A 20,858-nucleotide genomic window follows, 5' to 3' on the forward strand; every position below is an offset into this window, starting at 1 on the left:
AAGGATGTCATTCATGGCACAGGTTCAAAGCATCAAGTGTAAAGCCGCCATCGCCTGGGGCCCGGGTCAGCCCCTCTCCATCGAAGAAGTAGAAGTCATGCCGCCGCAAGCGGGCGAGGTGCGGGTGCGCATCGTCGCCACCGGCGTCTGCCACACCGATGCCTTCACCCTCTCCGGTGAGGATCCGGAAGGGGTATTCCCCTGCATTCTCGGCCACGAGGGAGGCGGCATCGTCGAATCCGTCGGCGAAGGGGTCACCAGCGTCAAGGTGGGGGATCACGTGATCCCGCTCTACACCCCCGAGTGCGGCGAGTGCAAATTCTGCAAATCCGGCAAGACCAACCTGTGCCAGAAGATCCGTGCCACCCAGGGCAAGGGGCTGATGCCGGACGGCACCACCCGCTTCTCCAAGGATGGCCAGCCCATCTATCACTACATGGGCACCTCCACCTTTAGCGAATACACGGTACTGCCGGAGATCTCCATCGCCAAAGTGGATCCGGCCGCCCCACTGGAGGAGGTCTGCCTGCTCGGCTGCGGCGTCACCACCGGCATCGGCGCCGTGATGAACACCGCCAAGGTGAAAGAGGGTGAGAGCGTCGCCATCTTCGGGCTGGGGGGCATCGGCCTCTCGGCGGTGATCGGTGCCCGTCTGGCCAAGGCCGGTCGCATAATCGCCATCGACATCAACGAGAGCAAGTTTCCGCTTGCCCGCAAGCTGGGTGCCACCGACTGCATCAACCCGAACGACTACAACAAACCGATTCAGGAGGTGATCGTCGAGCTGACCGACGGCGGCGTCGACTTCTCCTTCGAATGCATCGGCAACGTCAAGGTGATGCGTGCGGCGCTGGAGTGCTGCCACAAGGGTTGGGGCGAGTCGGTCATTATCGGCGTCGCCGGAGCGGGTCAGGAGATCAGCACCCGTCCGTTCCAACTGGTGACCGGTCGGGTCTGGCGCGGCAGCGCCTTCGGCGGGGTACGCGGTCGCAGCGAGCTGCCGAGCTATGTGCAGCGCTACATGCAGGGTGAGTTCCGCCTCGATGACTTCATCACCCACACCATGCCGCTGGAACAGATCAACGAGGCGTTCGATCTGATGCACGAAGGCAAAAGCATCCGCACCGTCATCCACTACTGAGCATGATCACCCCGCCCGCCATCGTGGGCGGGGTGCAGGAGTCCTTCGATGAATCTGGAGATTATCAGCAGCAACAAGAGCTTCGGCGGCTGGCACAAGCGCTATCGCCACCACGCCAGCGTGCTCGGCTGCGAGATGAATTTTGCCATCTATCTGCCACCTCAGGCCCTCACCGGCCAGAAAGTCCCAGTACTCTACTGGCTCAGCGGCCTCACCTGCACCGATGAGAACTTCATGCAGAAGGCGGGTGCCCAGCGTATCGCCGCCGAGCTGGGCATAGCACTGGTGGCGCCGGACACCAGCCCCCGCGGCGACGGCGTAGCCGACGACCCCGGTTATGACCTCGGCATGGGAGCAGGCTTTTACGTCAATGCCAGCCAGAGCCCCTGGCAGGCGCACTACCAGATGTATGACTACGTCACCCGCGAGCTGCCCGATGTGATAGAGACCCACTTCCCGGTCTCGACCCGACGCGCCATCAGTGGCCACTCCATGGGCGGTCACGGTGCGCTGATCGCTGCGTTGCGGGAGCCCGGTCGCTACCGCTCGGTCTCGGCGTTCAGCCCGATCTGTCACCCGAGCCGCTGCCCCTGGGGCCAGAAGGCGCTCGGGGCGTATCTCGGCAGCAATCCTCTGCTGTGGCAGGAGTGGGATGCCTGCCAGCTGCTGCGCCACCAGCCGGTCACGCCGCTGCCCACCCTGGTAGATGTGGGGCTGGATGATCCCTTCCTCGCCGAGCAGTTGCATATCGATGCGCTGGCCGAAGTGGCCGCCAGCAAGGGGTGGCCGCTCGAGCTCAACCGCCATGAGGGCTATGACCACAGCTACTACTTCGTGGCGAGCTTTATCGAGGCGCACCTGCGCTTTCACGCCCGCCACCTCTGATCAACACAGGCCCGTGACGGGCCTGTTTCAGTTGGAGTTATGGTGATCGGACAAGATTAGCCTTGCTGCCCGTGGTAACGGCATGCCAGAGCAGAGCATCAGTGGCAGCGGCCTCCGCATGATACCGGCTTGCCCTGGCCAAGGTCAGCCGATTACCCTTGAGGATTGCGATGGAGGAGGTATCCCGTGAACTACGACGTTTCGTTGTTGGAGATAAAGCTGTTTCTGATGACCACCCGGTTTGGCAGCTTTTCAGATGTGGCGCGTCGGCAGGATATGACCCCTTCGTCCGTCTCGCGCAAGATGGCGCAACTGGAGGAGAAGGTGGGCTCCAAACTGTTGCACCGCCATACCCGCTCCATCTCCCTCACCGAGGAGGGGGTCGCCTTTGCCAAACAGTGCGCCGAGATCCTCCAGCAGTATGAGCGGGTGGTCGGCCAGATCGAGCAGCGGGCGGATACCCCGAGAGGCACCATCCGGATCAGCGCGCCGGTGGCCTTTGGCCGGCTCCACATTGCCCCCTATCTGACCGAACTGCTGGAGCGCTACCCCCTGCTCAAGGTCGAGTTGCAGCAGACGGATCACTATGTCGATCCGGCGGCCGAGTCGATCGACCTGCTGATCCGCATCGGGATCTCGCAAGACTCCTCCCTGCGGATGAAACAGTTTGGCCAGCAGCACTACGTGATGGCAGCCAGCCCCGACTACCTCACTCGCCATGGAGAACCGGCCAGTCCGGATGAGCTGGTGCAGCACAACTGTCTGGTCTTCAAGGGGAGCAATGGCCTGCAACGCTGGTTCATCGGCCAGGAGCAGCTGCAACCCTATGAGGTGAGCGGCACCCTCTACAGCAACAATGCCGATACCCTGGTTGCCGGCGCGGTGGCGGGTGCCGGGATTGTAGTGTTCCCCACCTGGCTCATCGGCGAGGAGCTGAAAACCGGGCGGCTCAAACCGATCATGACCCGGTTCACCGTCTCCACCAGCGTGGAGCAGCAGGTGATCAGCGCACTTTATCTGGAGACCGACCAACTCGCCGCCAAGGTGAGGGTGGTGATCGATTTTCTGGCGGGAAAATATGGCTCTCCCTGCTACTGGGATGCCAGACAGGTTTAGCCAGACAGCCTGCCGGTCAGCTTGTGCAGCATCGGCAGCAACATAAAGACGGCGCAGGCCACGATCACGCTGTCGATGAGCAACACTGCGACTGGTGCGGCGGGGTCGAGCTGCCATCTCGCCAGCAGCGGCGCCATCCAGCGCGGGATCAGCAGCGTCAGCGGAAAGATGATGGCCAGCACGTGCAGGTATTCGCCAAGCTGTTTTTTCATAAAGACTCTGATGTTGTGGCAGCCAAGCCAGTGGCAAGAGTGGCATTCCTTTCACCACTGGCGAGCCAGCTACAGCGTGGTGATGTCCCGGGTGCAGATAAAGTGGGCATCCGCGGCAAAGGTTTCGAATTGACGGATCACCTGCTGCATCTGCGCACTCTGGATCTCCTGCAGAAATTGCGTCTCCGACTCAATGCGGATCACTTCGAAGTAGTCCCACGGCGAGGCGCTCTGCTGCCCCAGCATCTTCAGCCCCTTGAACACCTCGAACGAGGTGACGCTGTTGAGCCGGTTCACGGTGGGCAGATCGACCTCCCGTGCCCACGCCAGATAATCCGCCTCGTTCGCCCCCGGTTTGAGATTGAAAAAGACCATCAGGGTTGTTGCCTGTTCACTCATTTACTTGTTCCTGTTGTCGGTTCGCCAGATAGATGCAGAGCAGCGCCGCAGCGACGGCCATCATGGCGGCAAGGCGCCAGCAGTTGAGGGGGATGGGGGCATTGCCCAGCCAGCCCATGGTATCGATCACCAGACTCATCACCATCTGGCCCAGAATGGTGGCCACAGTGGCGATGGCGACCCCTACCCGTGGAATGGCCGCGACCATCACCACCATGTAGACAATGCCGAACAGGGCACCGGCCAGCTGCCACTTCGGCACGCTGAGCAGGGTCGCCTGATAGGGCGGCTCAAAGAAGAAGATCAGCAGGGCGGTCACCACAGTGCCCATGGTGAAGGTGAGCAGCGAACTCTGCACCACACCAACCCGCGATCCCAACTGACCATTGATCGCCGCCTGGGCGCTGAGCGCCATGCCGGAGACGATGGCCAACACGATAATCAGCACCATCAGTTTGCTCCCAGATAGGTAAACAGCAGCGCCAGCGCGATGCAGCCGAGCGCCACCAGCCGCAGGGGACGGGTTGCCCGTTTCGGCATGCCAAACCAGCCGAAGTAGTCGATGGCAAAACTCTTGGTCACCTGCCCCAGCAGGACGCAGATCATCGTCATCGCCACCCCCAGCATGGGGGTCGAGAGAGTGAGCGCCACCACATAGACGGGGCCGAGCAAGCCACCGATCAACTGCCATTTCGGCACCCCATGCCACCCTGTGGATGGCCCCCGTACCGTGAAGAAACGGATCAGCCAGAGCAGTGCTGCCCCCACGCCGAAGATGCTCAGGGTGGCCCACAGATGGCCCACCTGTTCACCAAGCGGGCCCAGCAGGCCCGCTTCGAAGGAGAGGCCCATGCCGGCCATCACGATTAGCAAAACCGGGAGCGCGTTCATCGTGGATCAAACAGGGCGACGGGTGATTGACGGCTATAGGCCTTGCCCTGCGGATAGGAGACCAGCTCCAGCTGCATGCCCCATGGCGCAAGAAAATAGACCCAGGACTCCCCTGCTGTCGGCCCCTCCGTCATGCAGGTCGGCTCACCCAGCACGGCGATCCCCCGCTCCTTCAGGTAAGCCACCGCTGCCGCCATGTCATCCACATAGAAGGCGAGATGGTGGCCACCGATATCGGCGTTGTTGGGAGCCTTGAGGTTGCGCTCGATATTGCTGGCGTACTCGAAGATCTCCAGATTGATCCCTTTGGCACTCATCACCGCAATGCGGGTGATCTCGGCGCGGGCATTCACGTTGAGGTGCTCCGCCATCCAGTTGTCACTCGCCACAAAGGGCCCGAACTCATAGGCCAGCTCGAAATCGAAGTGGTCGCGAAAAAAGGCGATCGCCTCTGCCAGATTGGGCACGGTAAAGCCGATATGATCGGGCTTTTTCAGTCCTGGAATGGCCATCAGATATCCCCCCGCTCGTGACGCAATTTGTTGAGCGCCCCCATGGTGGTCGCCCCCTTGTTGAAGCCGGTATAGACAGATGCAAAGACGATCAGCTCTTCGAGCTCCTGCCAGGTCGCCCCCTGCTTGAGTGCCATATCGACATGAGCTGCGAAGGGGTTGCCTTCACCGCTGACGTTGAGGGCCATCTGGTCGATGGCGATGGTGATGAGCGCCTTGCTCTTCTGGTCGAGCAGCGGCATGCCCCAGGCTTCACCCGCCACGCGAACCGTCATGTCGCCCCAGGTCGGGTGAATGGATTTGAGCCCGCTGACCAGAGCCTGATCATCGAGCACGGCATTTGCAAAAGGTAATGATGTTGTCATCAGTGACGCCTCAGTAGTTGATAAGTTCGCCGTAGCGGATGAGGCGCATTATTAAGGAGCGGGATGTATTGAAAAACCGGCGGGCCGGAACATCACTTATGCAGGATTTGCACAAATGGCACGGGAGGTCGCGCCATGTTGGAAAAAACAAAACAGGCCCGTTGCGGGCCTGTTTCAGTTGTGGTGATCGGTTGATATCAGCTGCCGGCGCGGGTCACCCCGCCGGAGCCCACGATCTGCTGCTCCACCTCGGGGTCACCCCAGTAGGTGATGTTGCCAGTGCCTGCGATGCCGATCTTGAGCGTTTTCTGGGCCCGCACCTCCACATCACCGCTGCCGGCGATATTGACCTCGACCTCGTTGCCACGCATTTCGCTGCCCAGCACATCGCCAGCACCGGCAATGTTCAGCTCGATGCTGGCGGCAGAGCCGCTCCCCAGATCCAGGCTACCTGCACCAGCGATATTGCCTTTCAATCGCTGTACCTCCAGCTGGCTGGCGACGATACCACCGGTTCCCGCCACTGACAGCTCCAGCGCCTCACCCTTGAAGCCACTCAGATCGCCGTTGCCGGTACCTGCCAGCGCCATTTCACTGAGCTCTGGCAGGGTGATGGTGATCTCCAGCGGTTCGGTAGGCCGCAGTCGGTAACCCTCCTTCACCTCGATCTCCAGCTTGCTCCCGCGCTCGGTCAGCTCCAGATACGACAAGAGATTTGCCTGCCCCTTGATCAGGATGCCGCGCTGCTCCCCCGCCACCAGATGGAGGGTAGCTGGAGTTCCCGCCAGCACCCGGGTCACCCGCTCGCTCAGTGCCTGCTGGCGCTCGACCGGGACACCTTCCCCCTTGATCTCGGTGTCGGCAAAGACGTTGCAACCTCCCATCACCAACGCCACCAAGACGCCAATCATCCACCGCATAACTGTTCTCCTTTTTATTTATTGATAAGCTACCTGACAGGCCCTGTTCGAAACCACAAAAACAGAGGCCGTATGAAACCACAGATAGCAATGGCCATGCCAGAAGCTAACTATATGATTTTCAATAAAAATAAAATCAACAGTAAGAAGTGGCACGCATTAAAAAGAGCCATTTAGACCACCATTTGGCGAATCTGACCATCCCCTAACAGGCAGGTGGAGAGCTGGCTGGCGAGCCGTTCGCGAGGTCGCTACGCTGACAAGCCGTGGAAGTTTTGGATTGCCCTGCCGGTCTGTTGAGCCAATAGTGGTACTTCGTGCGTACCAAGCTCTCCATTGCGGTAATGTCATTACCACTGTCTTGTCAGTCTTCACTGCCAACAAGGAGTCAGAGCGTGACCCAAGCAAGCCCTCTCTATTCCACTGCCACCGGTCTGCCGGAGCCGACTCGCACCCCGCTGCTGACCGGCAGCGATCCCGAGCAGAAACGGCGCGAGCTGCTCGCCTACTTCTGCCAGACCTTCGATCTCTACGACTCGCTGTTCGACTGTCTGGCCGATGAGCGGGCCTGGTTCAACAAGGCGATCCCGCTGCGCCACCCGCTCATCTTCTACTACGGCCACACCGCCGCCTTCTTTATCAACAAGCTGCTGGCGGCGCGCCTGATCGACCAGCGGCTGGATGCCCGCATCGAGGCCATGGTCGCCATCGGGGTGGACGAAATGAGCTGGGATGATCTGGACGAAACCCACTATGACTGGCCAAAAGTCGCCGAGCTGCGCAGCTATCGGGCCAAAGTCCGTACGCTGGTGTGCGATTTCATTCGCCAGATGCCGCTCACCCTGCCCATCGACTGGCAGAGCCCGGCCTGGGTGATCCTGATGGGGATAGAGCACGAGCGCATCCACCTCGAGACCTCCAGCGTGCTGATCCGCCAGTTGCCACTTGCCTGGGTGCGGCCGCAGCCTTATTGGCCCGCCTGTACCGAAGCCCGCCACCGAATTGATCAGGTGCCCGCCAACAGCCTGCTGCCAGTGGCCGGCGGCAAGGTGCGCCTTGGCAAGCGGGACGCCACCTACGGCTGGGACAACGAATATGGCGAGCGCCATATCGAGCTGGCCCCGTTTCAGGCCAGCCGCATGCTGGTGAGCAATGCCGAGTACCTCGCCTTCGTCCAGGCGGGGGGCTATGGTCAGCAACAGTGGTGGGATGAAGAGGGGTGGAGCTGGTGCCAGTACGCCAAGGCGCAGATGCCCACCTTCTGGGTGGGTGACCCCGCCGAGCCCGAACAATTGCAGCTGCGGCTGATGACCGAGCAGGTCGCCATGCCCTGGGACTGGCCAGTCGAGGTGAATCAGCTGGAGGCGGCTGCCTTCTGTCGCTGGAAGGCGGCCCGGACCGGGCTCCCCATCCAGCTGCCGAGCGAGGCGGAATGGATGCTGCTGCGCGAGCAGCTACCCGGCGATCAGCCGGACTGGACGGAAGCCCCCGGCAATATCAATCTGGCCCGTTTCGCCTCCTCCTGCCCGGTGGATGCCAGCCCGCAAGGGGAGTTCTTCGATCTGGTGGGCAATGTCTGGCAGTGGACCAGCACCGCCATCGATGGCTTCGACGGCTTTAAAATCCACCCGCTCTACGACGACTTCTCCACCCCCACCTTTGATGGCAAGCACACCCTGATCAAGGGCGGCAGCTGGATCAGCACGGGTAACGAAGCGCTCAAATCATCCCGTTACGCCTTCCGGCGTCACTTCTTCCAGCATGCGGGTTTCCGCTATCTGGTCTCCCGTTATCAGGAACCCGTTATCGTGAATCCCTATGAAACCGACACGCTGGTCGCTCAGTACCTCGACTTCCAGTACGGCCCGAGCCACTTCGGGGTAGCCAACTACGCCAAAACGCTTGCTGATCTTGCTGGCGAGCTGTGCAGCAACCACCAGCGGGCGCTGGATATCGGCTGCGCCACCGGCCGCGCCAGCTTCGAACTGGCCCGCCACTTCCAGCATGTGGACGGGGTCGACTACTCGGCCCGCTTCATCGATGTGGCGCTGGCCCTCGCCAGTCAGGACAGTTTCCGCTACGCCATTCCGCTGGAGGGTGAACTGGTGGAGTATTGCGAGGCGCGCCTGTCGAGCCACGGGCTGGGGGCAAGTCAGGCTGAGCGCATCCACTTCAGTCAGGGGGATGCCTGCAACCTCAAGCCCAAATATGACCACTACGATCTGGTGCTCGCCTCCAACCTGATCGACCGGCTGCGGGAGCCCGCCCGCTTCCTGCGGGATATCGCCCCGCGGCTGCGCAGCGGTGGCCTGCTGGTGCTCACCAGCCCCTATACCTGGCTGGCGGAATATACCCCGCCCGCCAACTGGCTCGGCGGCATTCGCGAAAACGGCGAGGCGCTCACCACCTATCAGGCGCTGCAACGGCTGCTGGCGGCGGAGTTCGAGGAGCACTGCCCGCCCCGGGATGTGCCCTTCGTCATCCGCGAAACCGCCCGCAAATACCAGCACACGGTGGCGCAGCTGACCGTCTGGCGCAAACGCTAATCCGCCGATCGGCACGCAGATGAGAAGAGGGAGGCCAACGGGCCTCCCTCTTGTTATGGCAATAAAAACGGCGCGAGTATCAATGCCCCTGCTCGTGATAGCGGCGGGCCAGCACGGCGCAGACCATCAGCTGGATCTGGTGGAAGATCATCAGCGGCAGCACCATCACCCCGACGCTGGCGACCGGGAACATGACGTTGGCCATCGGCACCCCGTTGGCCAGACTCTTCTTGGAGCCGCAGAAAACGATGGTGATCTCGTCCGCCTTGTCGAAGCCGAGGCGGCGGCTGATCCAGACGTTCCAGCAGAGCACCAGCGCCAGCAAGACGCAGCTCAGCAGCACGATACTGGCCAGATCGTACCAACCTACCTGATGCCAAATCCCCTGCACCACCGCCTCGCTGAAGGCGACGTAGACCACCAGCAGGATGGAGCTCTGATCCAGCTTGCCGATGAGCGGACGGTGGCTGTCGACCCAGCGACCGATGAGCGGACGCGACAGGTGGCCGACCACGAACGGCAGCATCAGCTGCATCATGATGGACTGAATGGAGTGCCAGGTGTCGATCCCCTCCCCCTGCACGTGGATCATCATCCCCACCAGCACCGGCGAGAGGAAGATACCGAGGATGCTGGAGGCCGAGGCGCTGCACACCGCCGCCGACACATTGCCCCCCGCCATCGAGGTGAAGGCGATGGCCGACTGCACGGTGGCTGGCAAAGCGCAGAGATAGAGGAAGCCGAGGTAGATGGCCGGGCTCAACCAGCCCGGTACCAGCGGGGTGAGCAGCAGCCCGAGCAGCGGAAACAGTACGAAGGTGCTGAGCATCACCACCAGATGAAGCCGCCAGTGGCCGAGACCCGCCAGCAGGTTCTGGCGCGACAGCTTGGCGCCATGCATGAAGAACAGGAGCGCCACCGCCAGCTTGGTCAGCAGACCGAACCAGACGGCCACCTGCCCCTCGCAGGGAAAGAGGGAGGCCAGGGTGACCACCGCAATCAGCACAACAGTAAAGGGATCCAGACGCACGAAAGGTCTCCATCAGAAGGGCATCCTGCAGCCATGGCGACAGTCAGGATTGGGGAGGACAAGAAACAGAGCGGGAGATGTCTGGCACCTCCCGCTAAACGAACCTCCAGCTTACCCCGATAACGGAGAGGCGCAAAGTTGAGCGGCGAATAATTGTTCATCAATGCTTAACGCATTCGCAATATTGCACAGCAAAAGTTGACGATAAAACGGCTGTGACAGCTACCCAACGGCTAAAAATGGATAAAAAAACGGGCGACCAAGGCCGCCCGTTCCGCTTTTTCACCCAGCCGATCAGCGCTGGCTGGCCAGCTTGCCGTTGCCGGTTTTCTTCTCATTGCCGGCGAGCTTGCGGGCTTGGCGCTTCTCGAAGCGGGAGATCCACCAGTAGGCCAGCGCCGAGAAGACCGCGGTCATAAAGACGTTGATGAAGAAGGCGCGCACCAGATCCACCCCGGCCGGGAAGGCGGAGGCGCTCATGCTCACCACGAAGATGGCGATCAGCACCGACACCACGCCCATCCCGAACTTGCGCGACCCCATGCGGAAGTCGCGGGGGGTGTCGTCATGTTTCCAGCGGAACACGAAGTAGGCCACCATGATGAAGATCGGCGGCAACATGGCGGTACCGGCGGTGAGGTTGATGGCGGTGTTCATCATCTGCTGCACCGACTCGGAGCCGAAACCGTTGACCACCAGCATCGCGAACACGAAGACAAACTGCCACCAGGCGGCGCGCACCGGCACGCCGTGCTCGTTGAGCTGGGTGGTCTTCTCGCCGTAAACCCCCTGCGGGATCTCGGAGAAGTGGATCTTCACCGGCGCCGAGGTCCACATCATCATGGAGCCGAACATGGCGATGAACAGCACCACGCCGACGAAGCGGCCCACCAGCGCCTCGGAAAGCCCGAAATACTGCGCCATGCCGGTGAAGATCTCCACCATGCCGCCGGCATAGGTGAGGCTCTCGCGCGGTACGAACACGTTCACCAGCAGGGAACCGACCGCATACATGGCACCGATGACGATACCGGCACTGATGATCACCTTGATGAAGGACTTCTGGCCGCCCTTCACATCATTGAGATAGGCCGCTGCGGTCTCGGCACCGCCCGCCGCCTGGAAGATCCAGCACATGATGCCGAGGGTCGCCCAGTTGACGGTGGGAGTCATCGCCTCCAGCGTGATGGGCTGGGCTGGCACATGATCGCCACTCAGGGCCATCAACGCGCCCAGCACATAGATGGCGAACAGGGCAAATACCCCGTAGGCCACGATCTCCGCAATCTTGCCGAGCCAGCTCGCACCCTTGGTGGAGATGTGGGTCGCCGCCGCAAACAGCACGATGGAGATGATCGAGGTAACCATGGGCGAGAAGCTGTACTCATAGCCCAGCATGGCGTAGGAGGCGTAGGCGATGACGTTGGGCAGCAGGGAGACGAACCAGAACAGGTTCACAAACCAGTAGAGAAACGACCCCAGATAGGCCATCCGGGTGCCGAGCGGTTTTTTAAGCCAGTCGTACATCCCCGACTCGGAGTTTTTATTGGCCGAGACGAACTCGGCGATGATGAAAACAAACGGGATGAAGTAGACGATGGTCGCCAGCAGGAAGATGGGGGCGGAGCTGAGCCCCAGCTCGATGTTGTTGTTGACGATGTTGCGCACGTTGAACACGGCGGCAAAGGTCATCGACAACAGGGCAAACTTGCCTATGGTGCCGCGTACGGATTCAGACATGGTGTCCTCCAGTGGACTCGCGTTCCCTGCGGGGAGCGCTGTGACTCTGTGATGTGTTCGGCAAGGGTCTGTCGGCCCCGCGCTTTACTCTCTTGTTATGATCGGGCCGCGTGGGCGGCCTCGTTGCTGAACCGGTACCGTCTCCCGCACCGGCTCGCAATACCATTCAGACGATCGGAGTGCCCGGCGCCATCGGCACCCGCGGTTGCAACAGCACGCTCTGGCTCTCGTCCGGGGTCTCGGCGCAGAGCAACATGCACTCGGAACGCTCACCGCGCATCTTGGTGGGCTTGAGGTTGGTCAGCACCACCACCTCGCTGCCCATCAGCTCCTCTTCGCTGTAGTAAGGCACCAGACTGGTGACTGTCTGCAGCGGCCGCTCGCCACCCACGTCGATCTGGACGATGTAGAGTTTGTCGGCCCCGGGGTGGCGCACCACCTCCAGCACCTTGCCCACCTTCATCTCGACCCGCTTGAATTCGGCAAACTCGATCGTCTCGCTCATGCTCTTTTCCTTTTCTGGTTCAACGGTTTGCGGGTGGCCAACGGCCACCCGGTTTGATTGGGATTCAATGCAGTGGCTATGGCGTCTGCATGGCAACCTGCGCTGTCGGCTGGGCCTCTTTGGCACGCGCTTCGGCACTGAGGGAGGCCTCGTATCTGTTGTATTTCCACCAGGCGAAGCCGAGGAAAATCACGACCCCGCCGACGTTGTAGAAGATGATGGTCATGATGTCGGCGCCGGTCGGGAAGGTGGAGGCGAGGAAGCCCACCGAGAAGATGGCGATCAGCACCGAGACCACGGCGATGCCGGTGGTGCGCGAACCCATCTTGAACTCCCGCGGCAGGTGGTCGAGCTTCAAACGCAGATTGAGGTAGGCCAGCATGATGAACAGCGGCGGCAGCATGGAGGCGGCAGCGGTCATGTTGATGACGGTGTTCATCAGATCCTGCGCGGTGTTGGAGCCCAGAGTCGGGATCACCATCAGCGGCAGCACGATAAGGTACTGGATCCAGGCTGCACGGGCGGGCACGCCGTTCTCGTTCAGCTCGACCGTCTTCTTGCCGAAGATGCCGGCCGGGATTTCGGAGAAGAAGATCTTCACCGGGGTCGCCGTCCACATCAGCAGGGAGCCGAACATGGCGGTGAAGGAGACCAGCCCGACGAAGCGGTTCATCAGGATCTCCGGCAGGCCGAAGTAAGCGGCCAGCCCCTCGAACACCTGCACCGAGCCGCCGGTATATTTCAGGGTGTCGCTGTGGACGAACACGTTGATCAACAGCGATGCAATGGAGTAGAGCACGCCGATAAAGATCCCGGCGACGATGATCACCTTCACGAAGGACTTGGAGCCACCTTTCACGTCATTGACGTAGACCGCCACCGACTCGGCGCCACCGGCTGCCATAAAGATCCAGGTGGTGATGCCGAGGAAGGCCCAGCTGAAATCGGGGACCATGGCCTCTACCGTGATGGGGTCTGCCGGCTGCACGCCGCCCACCAGTGCCGCACCTGCCAGCAGAATGTAGGAGAGGGTCAGCAGCAGCATCAGGGACGAGGTCACCGAGGTGATGGGGCCGAGCATCTTGGCACCGTTGGTGGAGACGTAAGTGGCAAAGGCAAACAGCACCATGCTCAATGCCGTGGTCGCCACCGGGGTGAGAATGTACTCGTAGCCGAGGAAGGCATAGGAGGCGTAGGCAATAACCCGCGGCAGCAGCGAGGTGAAGAAGAAGAGATTCACGAACCAGTAGGTGTAGGCGGAGATAAAGGCCCAGCGACCGCCGAGGGAGCTCTTCACCCAGGCATAGACGCCCGCTTCGGAGTTTTTGTTCAGTGACACAAATTCCGCAATGATGAGGCAGAACGGAATGAAGTAGAAAATGGTGGCCAGAAAGAACATCGGGGCCGAGGCCAGACCGATCTCGATGTTGTTGTTGATGACGTTGTTGAAGCTAAATACCGCCGCGAAGGTGAGCGACAGCAGACCAAACTTGCCTATCGTATTGCGTTTGGAATCAGACATGGTGCATCTCCAGACCTGTAGTTATCTAGCGAAAGAGCGGGGCATGATTTGTAGGGTGAGCCCCGCCCTTCCGGCTTTTGTCAGTGCAGAACCGGCGGCTTGTTATTTGTTTTTGAAGTAGCCGCCTTCGACGGTGACCTTGATGATCACCTTGCGCACCGGCGCATCGCCGACGAAGCGGTAGGCCTCGTCGTTCTCGAAGATCACCACCTGCCCATTGCCGACCTGCTGGCGCTCACGCACCTCACCGGCCAGCCACTCGCGGTCGGTGGTATCGTCATAGGCCTGCTCGACCGCCAGCTCGCTCTTGGCAGCCCACTCCACCGTCTCTTCCCCTTCCAGGTAGTAGTGAACGTCGAAGTAGCGGCGCTGCCCCTCGAACAACGAGGTGGCCGGGCTGGCCCCCTCCTGCAAGCGGTAGGTGAGGGAGTCACCGATGGAGTGGCAGATGCCGGGCTTGAGGTTCGGCAGGTTGTTGATGGCCTCCACGCAGCGGCCCCACTTCTTGCCCTCCCGGTAGATGTTTTTGAACAGGGTCAGGTTGTCCAGGGTGATCATGCGAGGTTCCTCCCGCCGTTGATGGTGAGATCGAGCTCGGCCAGCGCAGCCGGATTGAGGTTGCCACGGGCGATGGACAGCAGGGTCAGGCCGAAGCTGAATGGCTCGAAGCGCACCCGCCAGGAGTCCAGCACCTCGGAGCCCCAGGAGTTGGAGCCGAGCCCCAGTACCTTGTGATCCAGATTGAGGGTGAGATAACCGCTCGGTTCCAGCTCGTTGATGTGCTGCGCCGCGTGGATATGCTCCCAGCTGTAGGGCCAGACGCTCAGGTTGATGGGGGCATCGGGTCGCACGTAGAGACCGGCGCCGTGGCGGTTGGTCAGGGTCGCCCAGCGCACCTGCTGGCGGTTGCCGTTATCCTGCGGGAAGGGGTAGTGCTCCCACATCTCGCTGACTGTGCTCTGGAAGCTGTCGATCCAGTTGCTCTGGCGGCTGTCCTGATAGTTTTCGCCCGGCCCCATGCCGTAGTAGTGCACCCGGTCGAGATCCTGACGAATGCCCAGCTCGAAGCCGATCTTGGGGATGATGTCGTCATAACCGCCGTAGGGCTGACCGGACAGCGCTACATGCAGCTGACCGTTCGGGCTCAGGGTGTAGACGTAGCGGCAGCGCATACCGAAGTCGAACACCGGCGGCGCGATCAGGCTCTCGACCGTCACCTCGACCGCCTCACCCAGCTGGCGCCAGCTCAGAGTGCGGAAGTGCTCCTGCATGATCTGCAGGTGGTTCGGGTGCCACAGGCTCTCGTACTCCTGCTTGTGGTTGTCGATCATCGGCTTGAAGAAGGTGAGGCGCGGCGAGCGCTCAATCAGCTCGATACCATCCTGCTGCCAGCTCACCAGCTTGCCGTCGAGGCGCGAGAAGCGCAGGGCAAAGCCGCTACCGCTCAAGGTCAGCGCGAGGCGCTCATCAGCGATATCCAACGGAGTAGCGTTGGGATTGGCAAAGGGCTGCAGCTGGCGAGTCGACTCTTTCAGCCGGAACTGGTACTGGCCCAGCTCGTGCTCCGCCGCACTGTAGCGGGTGGCGGTGGCCTTGATGACCCGCAGCTGGACGAAGGTTTCCCGCCCATCGAGGGATGGCAGTTCGAGCTGCAGCTCAGTGGTGGCACCGGGGGCAACCCCTTCCAACCGGATCTGCTGGCTGGCCAGCAGCTCGCCCTCGGCCTTCACTTCGACCAGCAGGCGGATATCGTCAAGATTGGAGAACCAGTAGCGGTTTTCCACCGCCAGCTTGCCGCTCGCCAGATCCAGCGCGCGCACCTTGACCGGGCAGATCACCTGCTTGTATTCGCGCAGGCCAGGCCCCGGGGTCTGATCCGGATAGATGAGGCCATCCATGCAGAAGTTGTAGTTGTTGGGGTAGTCGCCATAGTCGCCACCGTACTTGTAAACGGGGCGGCCCTGCTCGTCCTGATCCAGAATGCCGTGATCGCACCACTCCCAGATGTAGTGACCCTGAATGTGGGGATGGCGGTCGAACACCTGCTGGTATTCGCTAAGGCCACCCGGGCCGTTGCCCATGGCGTGGGCGTATTCGCAGAGGATGCGCGGCTTCGCCATCGGGAACTCGCCAAAGCAGTTCATCTGGGAGACGCGGGAGTACATGGTACTCACCACATCCACCACCTCGGCATCGCGATCCTCTTCGTAGTGCACCAGCCGGGTCGGGTCGATCGCCTTGCAGCGCTGGTACATGGCTCTGATGTTGCAGCCGTAGCCGGACTCGTTGCCGAGCGACCAGATGATGATGGAGGGGTGGTTCTTCTGGGCGTGCACATGTCGCTCGATGCGATCCACGAACACCGGCTCCCAGAAGGGGTCATCGGTGATGCGGCTGAGATCGCCGACGTTGGCAAAACCGTGGGTCTCCACGTCGGTCTCCGCCATCACGAACAGGCCGTACTGGTCGCACAGCTCGTAGAAGCGCGGGTCGTTCGGGTAGTGGGCGGTGCGTACCGAGTTGAGGTTGTGCTGCTTCATCAGCACGATGTCGCGTTCAACACGGTCCATACCGACCGCGCGGCTCTTGAGGTGGTCGTTGTCGTGGCGGTTCACCCCGTGCAGCTTGAGGTAGTGGCCGTTGACGTAGAAGAGGCCATCCTTGACCTTGATTTCACGCACCCCGACCCGCTGCGGGATCACTTCCAGCAGCTCGCCCTGACCGTTGTAGAGGGAGAGCTGTAGCTGATAGAGGTAAGGGTCTTCGGCGCTCCACAGACGGGGGGTGGCCAGATCCAGCGTGAAGCGGCAGTCACACTTGCCATTGATGGCGAGATGGTCGAGCGAGCCGCTGGCGATCTCGCTGCCCTGATCCAGCAGCGACCAGACCAGGCGGTGATCACGGGCTGCCGCCCCCAGATTCTCCAGCTGGATATCACAGCTCAGGGTGGCGCTTTGATTGTCATCCGCCAGCGCGGTGCGGATGAAGAAGTCCTGCACATGGGCGGCCGGTTTGCCCACCAGATAGACGTCGCGGAAGATCCCCGCCATCCACCACATGTCCTGATCTTCGATGTAAGTGGAGTCGGCCCACTGCATCACCCGCACCGACAGCAGGTTCTCGCCAATGTTGGCGTAGGCGCTGATATCGAACTCGGCAGTGAGACGGCTCCCCTTGCTGAAGCCGACATAGTGGCCGTTCACATAGACCTCGAAGTAGGTCTCCACCCCGTCAAATTTGATGATCACCTGCTCACCGTCCCAGGCCGGGCTCAGCGTGAAGCTGCGCTGATAGGCGCCGGTGGGGTTGTTGGTCGGCACGAAGGGCACGTCGATGGGGAAGGGAAAACCTTCGTCGGTGTACTGCAGCTGACCATGTCCTTCCATCTGCCACATGTTGGGCACGGTGATCTGGCCCCACTCGCTCATGGGGCTGTGATAGAAGGCCTCCGGCACCTGCAGGGGGTGGTCGAAGTAGTGGAACTGCCACTGGCCGCCAAGGCTCAGAAAACGGCGGCTCAGCTCGCGCTGCATGGTGGCCGCCAGCGCGTGGTCGGCATAAGAGAAGAAGTAGGCGCGCGGGGCCAGCCTGTTTTCACCAACAAATTGGACGTTTTCCCAGTTATTCACATGTCCTCCCGGAACAAGGCAACTTTGACTGGGTAAACTCTAGATAAACATTTACTAAATATCAGCTTTGAATTGGTAAAGTTTTAACCTGATCACAATGAACAGATGGTTTTGTGAGCGAGATCAGAAGCGGGAGATAAAGGAGGGCAAGATATGGATGAGTGGCATGGATGTTGATAGTAGCTTGCTGAGTAGCAATAAAATCAATTATAAAACAATATAATATGAAATTGTTGGATGATATGGGAAAGAGGTTTGATTGGGAGATGTGTCGCACCACCGCAAGATGGCGCGACTAAAAAGCAGAATGTTTTACTAAAATCAGCGAGTGGTGCCACGCAGGGTCAACTTGCTCGGTACCAGCACCCGGAGTGGAATATCCCGCTCGTCTCGCAGCCGCTCAACCAGCAGATTGACCCCCTGGGTGCCCATCAACTCGGAGTGGATCCGCACCGTTGAGAGCGGCGGGAAGGTGAACTTGGCGGTCGGAATATCGTTGACGCTGATAAGCTCGATCTGCTGGGGAATCGCCAGTCCCTTCTCGTGGATGGCACGCAGCACACCAATGGCGATGGAGTCGGAGGCGACGAACAGCGCCTTGGGCCAGTCACCCGCCAGCATCTCCTTCGCCAACTGGTAGCCGGAAGCGCTGGAGAAGTCCCCACGATAGAGATCGCTCTCCTGCACCACCCCCAGCCGCTGGCCATAATCCCGGAAGGCCAGTTCGCGCAGATCCGGATTCTCGTCCTGGCCACCGATATAGCCGATGCGCTGGTGCCCCTGCGCGATGAAGTAATCGACTACCTGCTGGCTGATCAGGGCGAGATCCACATCGACCGAGTCGAACTCTCCCTGTGAACGGCAGTCGACAAACACCAGCTGGCTGGAACAAGCCCTTAGCTGGACGAGACGCTCGGCTGTGAGGGTACCGACCACCAGAATGCCATCCACGGCGCTCAGTTCGCGCCCTTCACCGCAGTTGTAGAGATGGGTCAGCTCGATATTGAGGCGGGCACTCTGGGTCTCGATGCCATAACGGATAGCGAGATAGTAAGGGTCATTGACCTCGGTACTCTGGGGATAGGCATAGACCACCAGAAAGTGCAGCTTGCTCTTGTGTACCCCCTTGCGGGCGCTGCTGGTCTTGTACTCCAGCCGCTCGGCAATTTCGAAGATCCGCTGCTTGGTTTCTTCCTTGACGCTCAGGCTGGGATCCTCGTTCAGTACCCGGGATACCGTGGCGAGAGAAACCCCCGCTTCCTGTGCAATTTCCTTCAACGTAGCCATCAATACCTCGCTGGCAGCATCACGTGTTAATCGGTAACGGCTAAAGAGTAACGGGCAATCCCTTGATAGCCCAGCACTTTTACTAAAATGCCGGCGGCATGGCAGATTTTTGGAACGCAGAAACGCAAAAAGGCCTCCCGAATGGGAGGCCTCTTCTAAATAGGTGCCTGACAGTGTCCTACTCTCGCATGGCGAATGCCACACTACCATCGGCGCTACCGCGTTTCACTTCTGAGTTCGGCATGGGATCAGGTGGTTCCACGGCGCTATTGCCGTCAGGCAAAAGCTTTTAAAACTAACTTAAAGATGGTGCTGATACCCAGAATCGAACTGGGGACCTCATCCTTACCAAGGATGCGCTCTACCGACTGAGCCATATCAGCACACTAACCGGTAAAGACCACGCTATCCGCGTAATCTAAAATTGGGTGCCTGGCAGTGTCCTACTCTCGCATGGCGAATGCCACACTACCATCGGCGCTACCGCGTTTCACTTCTGAGTTCGGCATGGGATCAGGTGGTTCCACGGCGCTATTGCCGCCAGGCAAAATCTTCAATCTGAGAAAGCTGACGTAAGTAATTCGTTCGTATTTGCTACAAGCCTTAGAACACTTCTTGGGTGTTGTATGGTTAAGCCTCACGGGTAATTAGTATGGGTTAGCTCAACACGTCGCCGCGCTTACACACCCCACCTATCAACGTTGTGGTCTCCAACGGCCCTTTAGGACCCTCAAGGGGTCAGGGATGACTCATCTCAGGGCTCGCTTCCCGCTTAGATGCTTTCAGCGGTTATCGATTCCGAACTTAGCTACCGGGCAGTGCCACTGGCGTGACAACCCGAACACCAGAGGTTCGTTCACTCCGGTCCTCTCGTACTAGGAGCAACTCCCTTCAATCATCCAACGCCCACGGCAGATAGGGACCGAACTGTCTCACGACGTTCTGAACCCAGCTCGCGTACCACTTTAAATGGCGAACAGCCATACCCTTGGGACCGACTTCAGCCCCAGGATGTGATGAGCCGACATCGAGGTGCCAAACACCGCCGTCGATATGAACTCTTGGGCGGTATCAGCCTGTTATCCCCGGAGTACCTTTTATCCGTTGAGCGATGGCCCTTCCATTCAGAACCACCGGATCACTATGACCTACTTTCGTACCTGCTCGACCTGTCCGTCTCGCAGTTAAGCTGGCTTATGCCATTGCACTAACCTCCTGATGTCCGACCAGGATTAGCCAACCTTCGTGCTCCTCCGTTACTCTTTGGGAGGAGACCGCCCCAGTCAAACTACCCACCAGGCACTGTCCGCGGCCCAGATTCATGGGCCTGCGTTAGAACATCAAACATACAAGGGTGGTATTTCAAGGACGGCTCCAGCGCAACTGGCGTCACGCCTTCAAAGCCTCCCACCTATCCTACACATGTAGGTTCAATGTTCAGTGCCAAGCTGTAGTAAAGGTTCACGGGGTCTTTCCGTCTAGCCGCGGGTACACCGCATCTTCACGGCGAATTCGATTTCACTGAGTCTCGGGTGGAGACAGCATGGCCATGGTTACACCATTCGTGCAGGTCGGAACTTACCCGACAAGGAATTTCGCTACCTTAGGACCGTTATAGTTACGGCCGCCGTTTACCGGGGCTTCGATCAAGAGCTTCGCTTGCGCTAACCCCATCAATTAACCTTCCGGCACCGGGCAGGTGTCACACCCTATACGTCCACTTTCGTGTTTGCAGAGTGCTGTGTTTTTGATAAACAGTCCCAGCCATCTGGTCACTGCGACTCCCGTCAGCTCCATCCGCAAGGGACTTCACCAACAAGAGCGTACCTTCTCCCGAAGTTACGGTACTATTTTGCCTAGTTCCTTCACCCGAGTTCTCTCAAGCGCCTTGGTATTCTCTACCCGACCACCTGTGTCGGTTTGGGGTACGATGACTTGTAATCTGAAGCTTAGAGGCTTTTCCTGGAAGCAGGGCATCAATGGCTTCCGCACCGTAGTGCGTTCGTCTCGTGTCTCAGCGTTGCACCTCCGGATTTACCTAAAGGTACCGCCTACGCACTTTCACCAGGACAACCGTCGCCTGGCCCACCTAGCCTTCTCCGTCCCCCCATCGCAATTACAAGTCGTGCAGGAATATTAACCTGCTTCCCATCGACTA

At 60.1% G+C, this 20,858-nt stretch carries 18 protein-coding genes, 1 tRNA gene and 3 rRNA genes (1 of these 22 cut by a window edge); 4 read left to right on the forward strand and 18 right to left on the reverse strand.

Going from position 1 to position 20,858, the window contains the following annotated elements; translation table 11 throughout:
• Positions 1–13: 13 nt before the first annotated feature.
• The 3 genes from I6L40_RS01540 (at position 14) to I6L40_RS01550 (ending at position 3,142) form a co-directional block, all read left to right on the forward strand.
• Complete coding sequence (locus I6L40_RS01540; RefSeq protein ID WP_216994897.1) at positions 14–1,141, forward strand: S-(hydroxymethyl)glutathione dehydrogenase/class III alcohol dehydrogenase; 1,128 nt, start codon at positions 14–16, stop codon at positions 1,139–1,141.
• Between the two features lie 48 nt (positions 1,142–1,189).
• Positions 1,190–2,026 carry an S-formylglutathione hydrolase gene (gene fghA, locus I6L40_RS01545; protein ID WP_216994898.1) on the forward strand — a complete coding sequence of 279 codons (837 nt, stop codon included), beginning with the start codon at positions 1,190–1,192 and terminating at the stop codon, positions 2,024–2,026.
• A 186-nt stretch (positions 2,027–2,212) separates the two neighbouring features.
• Positions 2,213–3,142, forward strand: coding sequence for a LysR family transcriptional regulator (locus tag I6L40_RS01550; RefSeq protein WP_216994899.1), 930 nt, complete (start codon positions 2,213–2,215; stop codon positions 3,140–3,142).
• Here the strand turns inward: I6L40_RS01550 and I6L40_RS01555 are convergent.
• The 7 genes from I6L40_RS01555 to I6L40_RS01585 all read right to left on the reverse strand — a co-directional run bounded on the left by I6L40_RS01555 (position 3,139) and on the right by I6L40_RS01585 (position 6,441).
• Entirely contained in the window at positions 3,139–3,354 is a 216-nt protein-coding gene (locus tag I6L40_RS01555; RefSeq protein ID WP_216994900.1) for a hypothetical protein, read from the reverse strand. The two genes, I6L40_RS01550 and I6L40_RS01555, sit on opposite strands and share 4 nt — an antisense overlap.
• Before the next feature lie 69 nt (positions 3,355–3,423).
• Entirely contained in the window at positions 3,424–3,753 is a 330-nt protein-coding gene (locus I6L40_RS01560) for a hypothetical protein (RefSeq protein ID WP_071913689.1), read from the reverse strand.
• On the reverse strand, positions 3,746–4,204 hold the full coding sequence (locus I6L40_RS01565; protein WP_071913687.1) for a DMT family transporter: 459 nt from the start codon (positions 4,202–4,204) through the stop codon (positions 3,746–3,748). The genes I6L40_RS01560 and I6L40_RS01565 overlap by 8 nt, the downstream gene beginning before the upstream one ends.
• A complete protein-coding gene (locus I6L40_RS01570; RefSeq protein ID WP_033114720.1) occupies positions 4,204–4,644 on the reverse strand; it encodes a DMT family transporter in 441 nt (146 codons plus the stop codon). The genes I6L40_RS01565 and I6L40_RS01570 overlap by 1 nt, the downstream gene beginning before the upstream one ends.
• Positions 4,641–5,156, reverse strand: coding sequence for a VOC family protein (locus I6L40_RS01575; protein WP_069529756.1), 516 nt, complete (start codon positions 5,154–5,156; stop codon positions 4,641–4,643). The genes I6L40_RS01570 and I6L40_RS01575 overlap by 4 nt, the downstream gene beginning before the upstream one ends.
• Entirely contained in the window at positions 5,156–5,521 is a 366-nt protein-coding gene (locus I6L40_RS01580; protein ID WP_041209456.1) for a carboxymuconolactone decarboxylase family protein, read from the reverse strand. The genes I6L40_RS01575 and I6L40_RS01580 overlap by 1 nt, the downstream gene beginning before the upstream one ends.
• A gap of 197 nt (positions 5,522–5,718) precedes the next feature.
• A complete protein-coding gene (locus I6L40_RS01585; RefSeq protein WP_216994901.1) occupies positions 5,719–6,441 on the reverse strand; it encodes a head GIN domain-containing protein in 723 nt (240 codons plus the stop codon).
• Positions 6,442–6,836: 395 nt separating this feature from the next.
• On the opposite strand from I6L40_RS01585, the gene ovoA reads away from it, so the two are divergent.
• Entirely contained in the window at positions 6,837–8,987 is a 2,151-nt protein-coding gene (gene ovoA, locus I6L40_RS01590) for a 5-histidylcysteine sulfoxide synthase (protein ID WP_071913680.1), read from the forward strand.
• A gap of 79 nt (positions 8,988–9,066) precedes the next feature.
• On the opposite strand, the gene I6L40_RS01595 is transcribed toward ovoA, so the two are convergent.
• From I6L40_RS01595 to I6L40_RS01645, 11 genes are all read right to left on the reverse strand, one after another.
• Entirely contained in the window at positions 9,067–10,017 is a 951-nt protein-coding gene (locus I6L40_RS01595) for a bile acid:sodium symporter family protein (protein ID WP_071913678.1), read from the reverse strand.
• A gap of 294 nt (positions 10,018–10,311) precedes the next feature.
• Positions 10,312–11,757 (reverse strand): amino acid permease, encoded by a 1,446-nt coding sequence (locus I6L40_RS01600; protein WP_040067598.1) that lies wholly within the window; start codon positions 11,755–11,757, stop codon positions 10,312–10,314.
• 166 nt (positions 11,758–11,923) lie between these two features.
• Positions 11,924–12,262 carry a tRNA-binding protein gene (locus I6L40_RS01605; protein ID WP_005342042.1) on the reverse strand — a complete coding sequence of 113 codons (339 nt, stop codon included), beginning with the start codon at positions 12,260–12,262 and terminating at the stop codon, positions 11,924–11,926.
• 76 nt (positions 12,263–12,338) lie between these two features.
• Positions 12,339–13,784, reverse strand: a complete 1,446-nt coding sequence (locus I6L40_RS01610) for an amino acid permease (RefSeq protein WP_071913676.1) — start codon at positions 13,782–13,784, stop codon at positions 12,339–12,341.
• A gap of 102 nt (positions 13,785–13,886) precedes the next feature.
• On the reverse strand, positions 13,887–14,342 hold the full coding sequence (locus I6L40_RS01615) for a beta-galactosidase subunit beta (RefSeq protein WP_040067594.1): 456 nt from the start codon (positions 14,340–14,342) through the stop codon (positions 13,887–13,889).
• Entirely contained in the window at positions 14,339–17,413 is a 3,075-nt protein-coding gene (ebgA, locus tag I6L40_RS01620) for a beta-galactosidase subunit alpha (RefSeq protein ID WP_216994902.1), read from the reverse strand. Before ebgA ends, I6L40_RS01615 begins: the two co-directional genes overlap by 4 nt.
• A gap of 321 nt (positions 17,414–17,734) precedes the next feature.
• On the reverse strand, positions 17,735–18,700 hold the full coding sequence (ebgR, locus tag I6L40_RS01625; protein WP_181269806.1) for a transcriptional regulator EbgR: 966 nt from the start codon (positions 18,698–18,700) through the stop codon (positions 17,735–17,737).
• A gap of 165 nt (positions 18,701–18,865) precedes the next feature.
• Positions 18,866–18,980, reverse strand: a 5S ribosomal RNA gene (rrf, locus tag I6L40_RS01630).
• 27 nt (positions 18,981–19,007) lie between these two features.
• A tRNA-Thr gene (locus I6L40_RS01635) sits at positions 19,008–19,083 on the reverse strand.
• 47 nt (positions 19,084–19,130) lie between these two features.
• Positions 19,131–19,245: ribosomal RNA gene (gene rrf, locus I6L40_RS01640) — 5S ribosomal RNA — on the reverse strand.
• Between the two features lie 81 nt (positions 19,246–19,326).
• Positions 19,327–20,858 (reverse strand): 23S ribosomal RNA (locus I6L40_RS01645); it runs 1,358 nt beyond the window's last position.

This window comes from Aeromonas sp. FDAARGOS 1410, from assembly GCF_019048745.1.
GTDB classification, from domain to species: Bacteria; Pseudomonadota; Gammaproteobacteria; order Enterobacterales; family Aeromonadaceae; genus Aeromonas; species Aeromonas jandaei.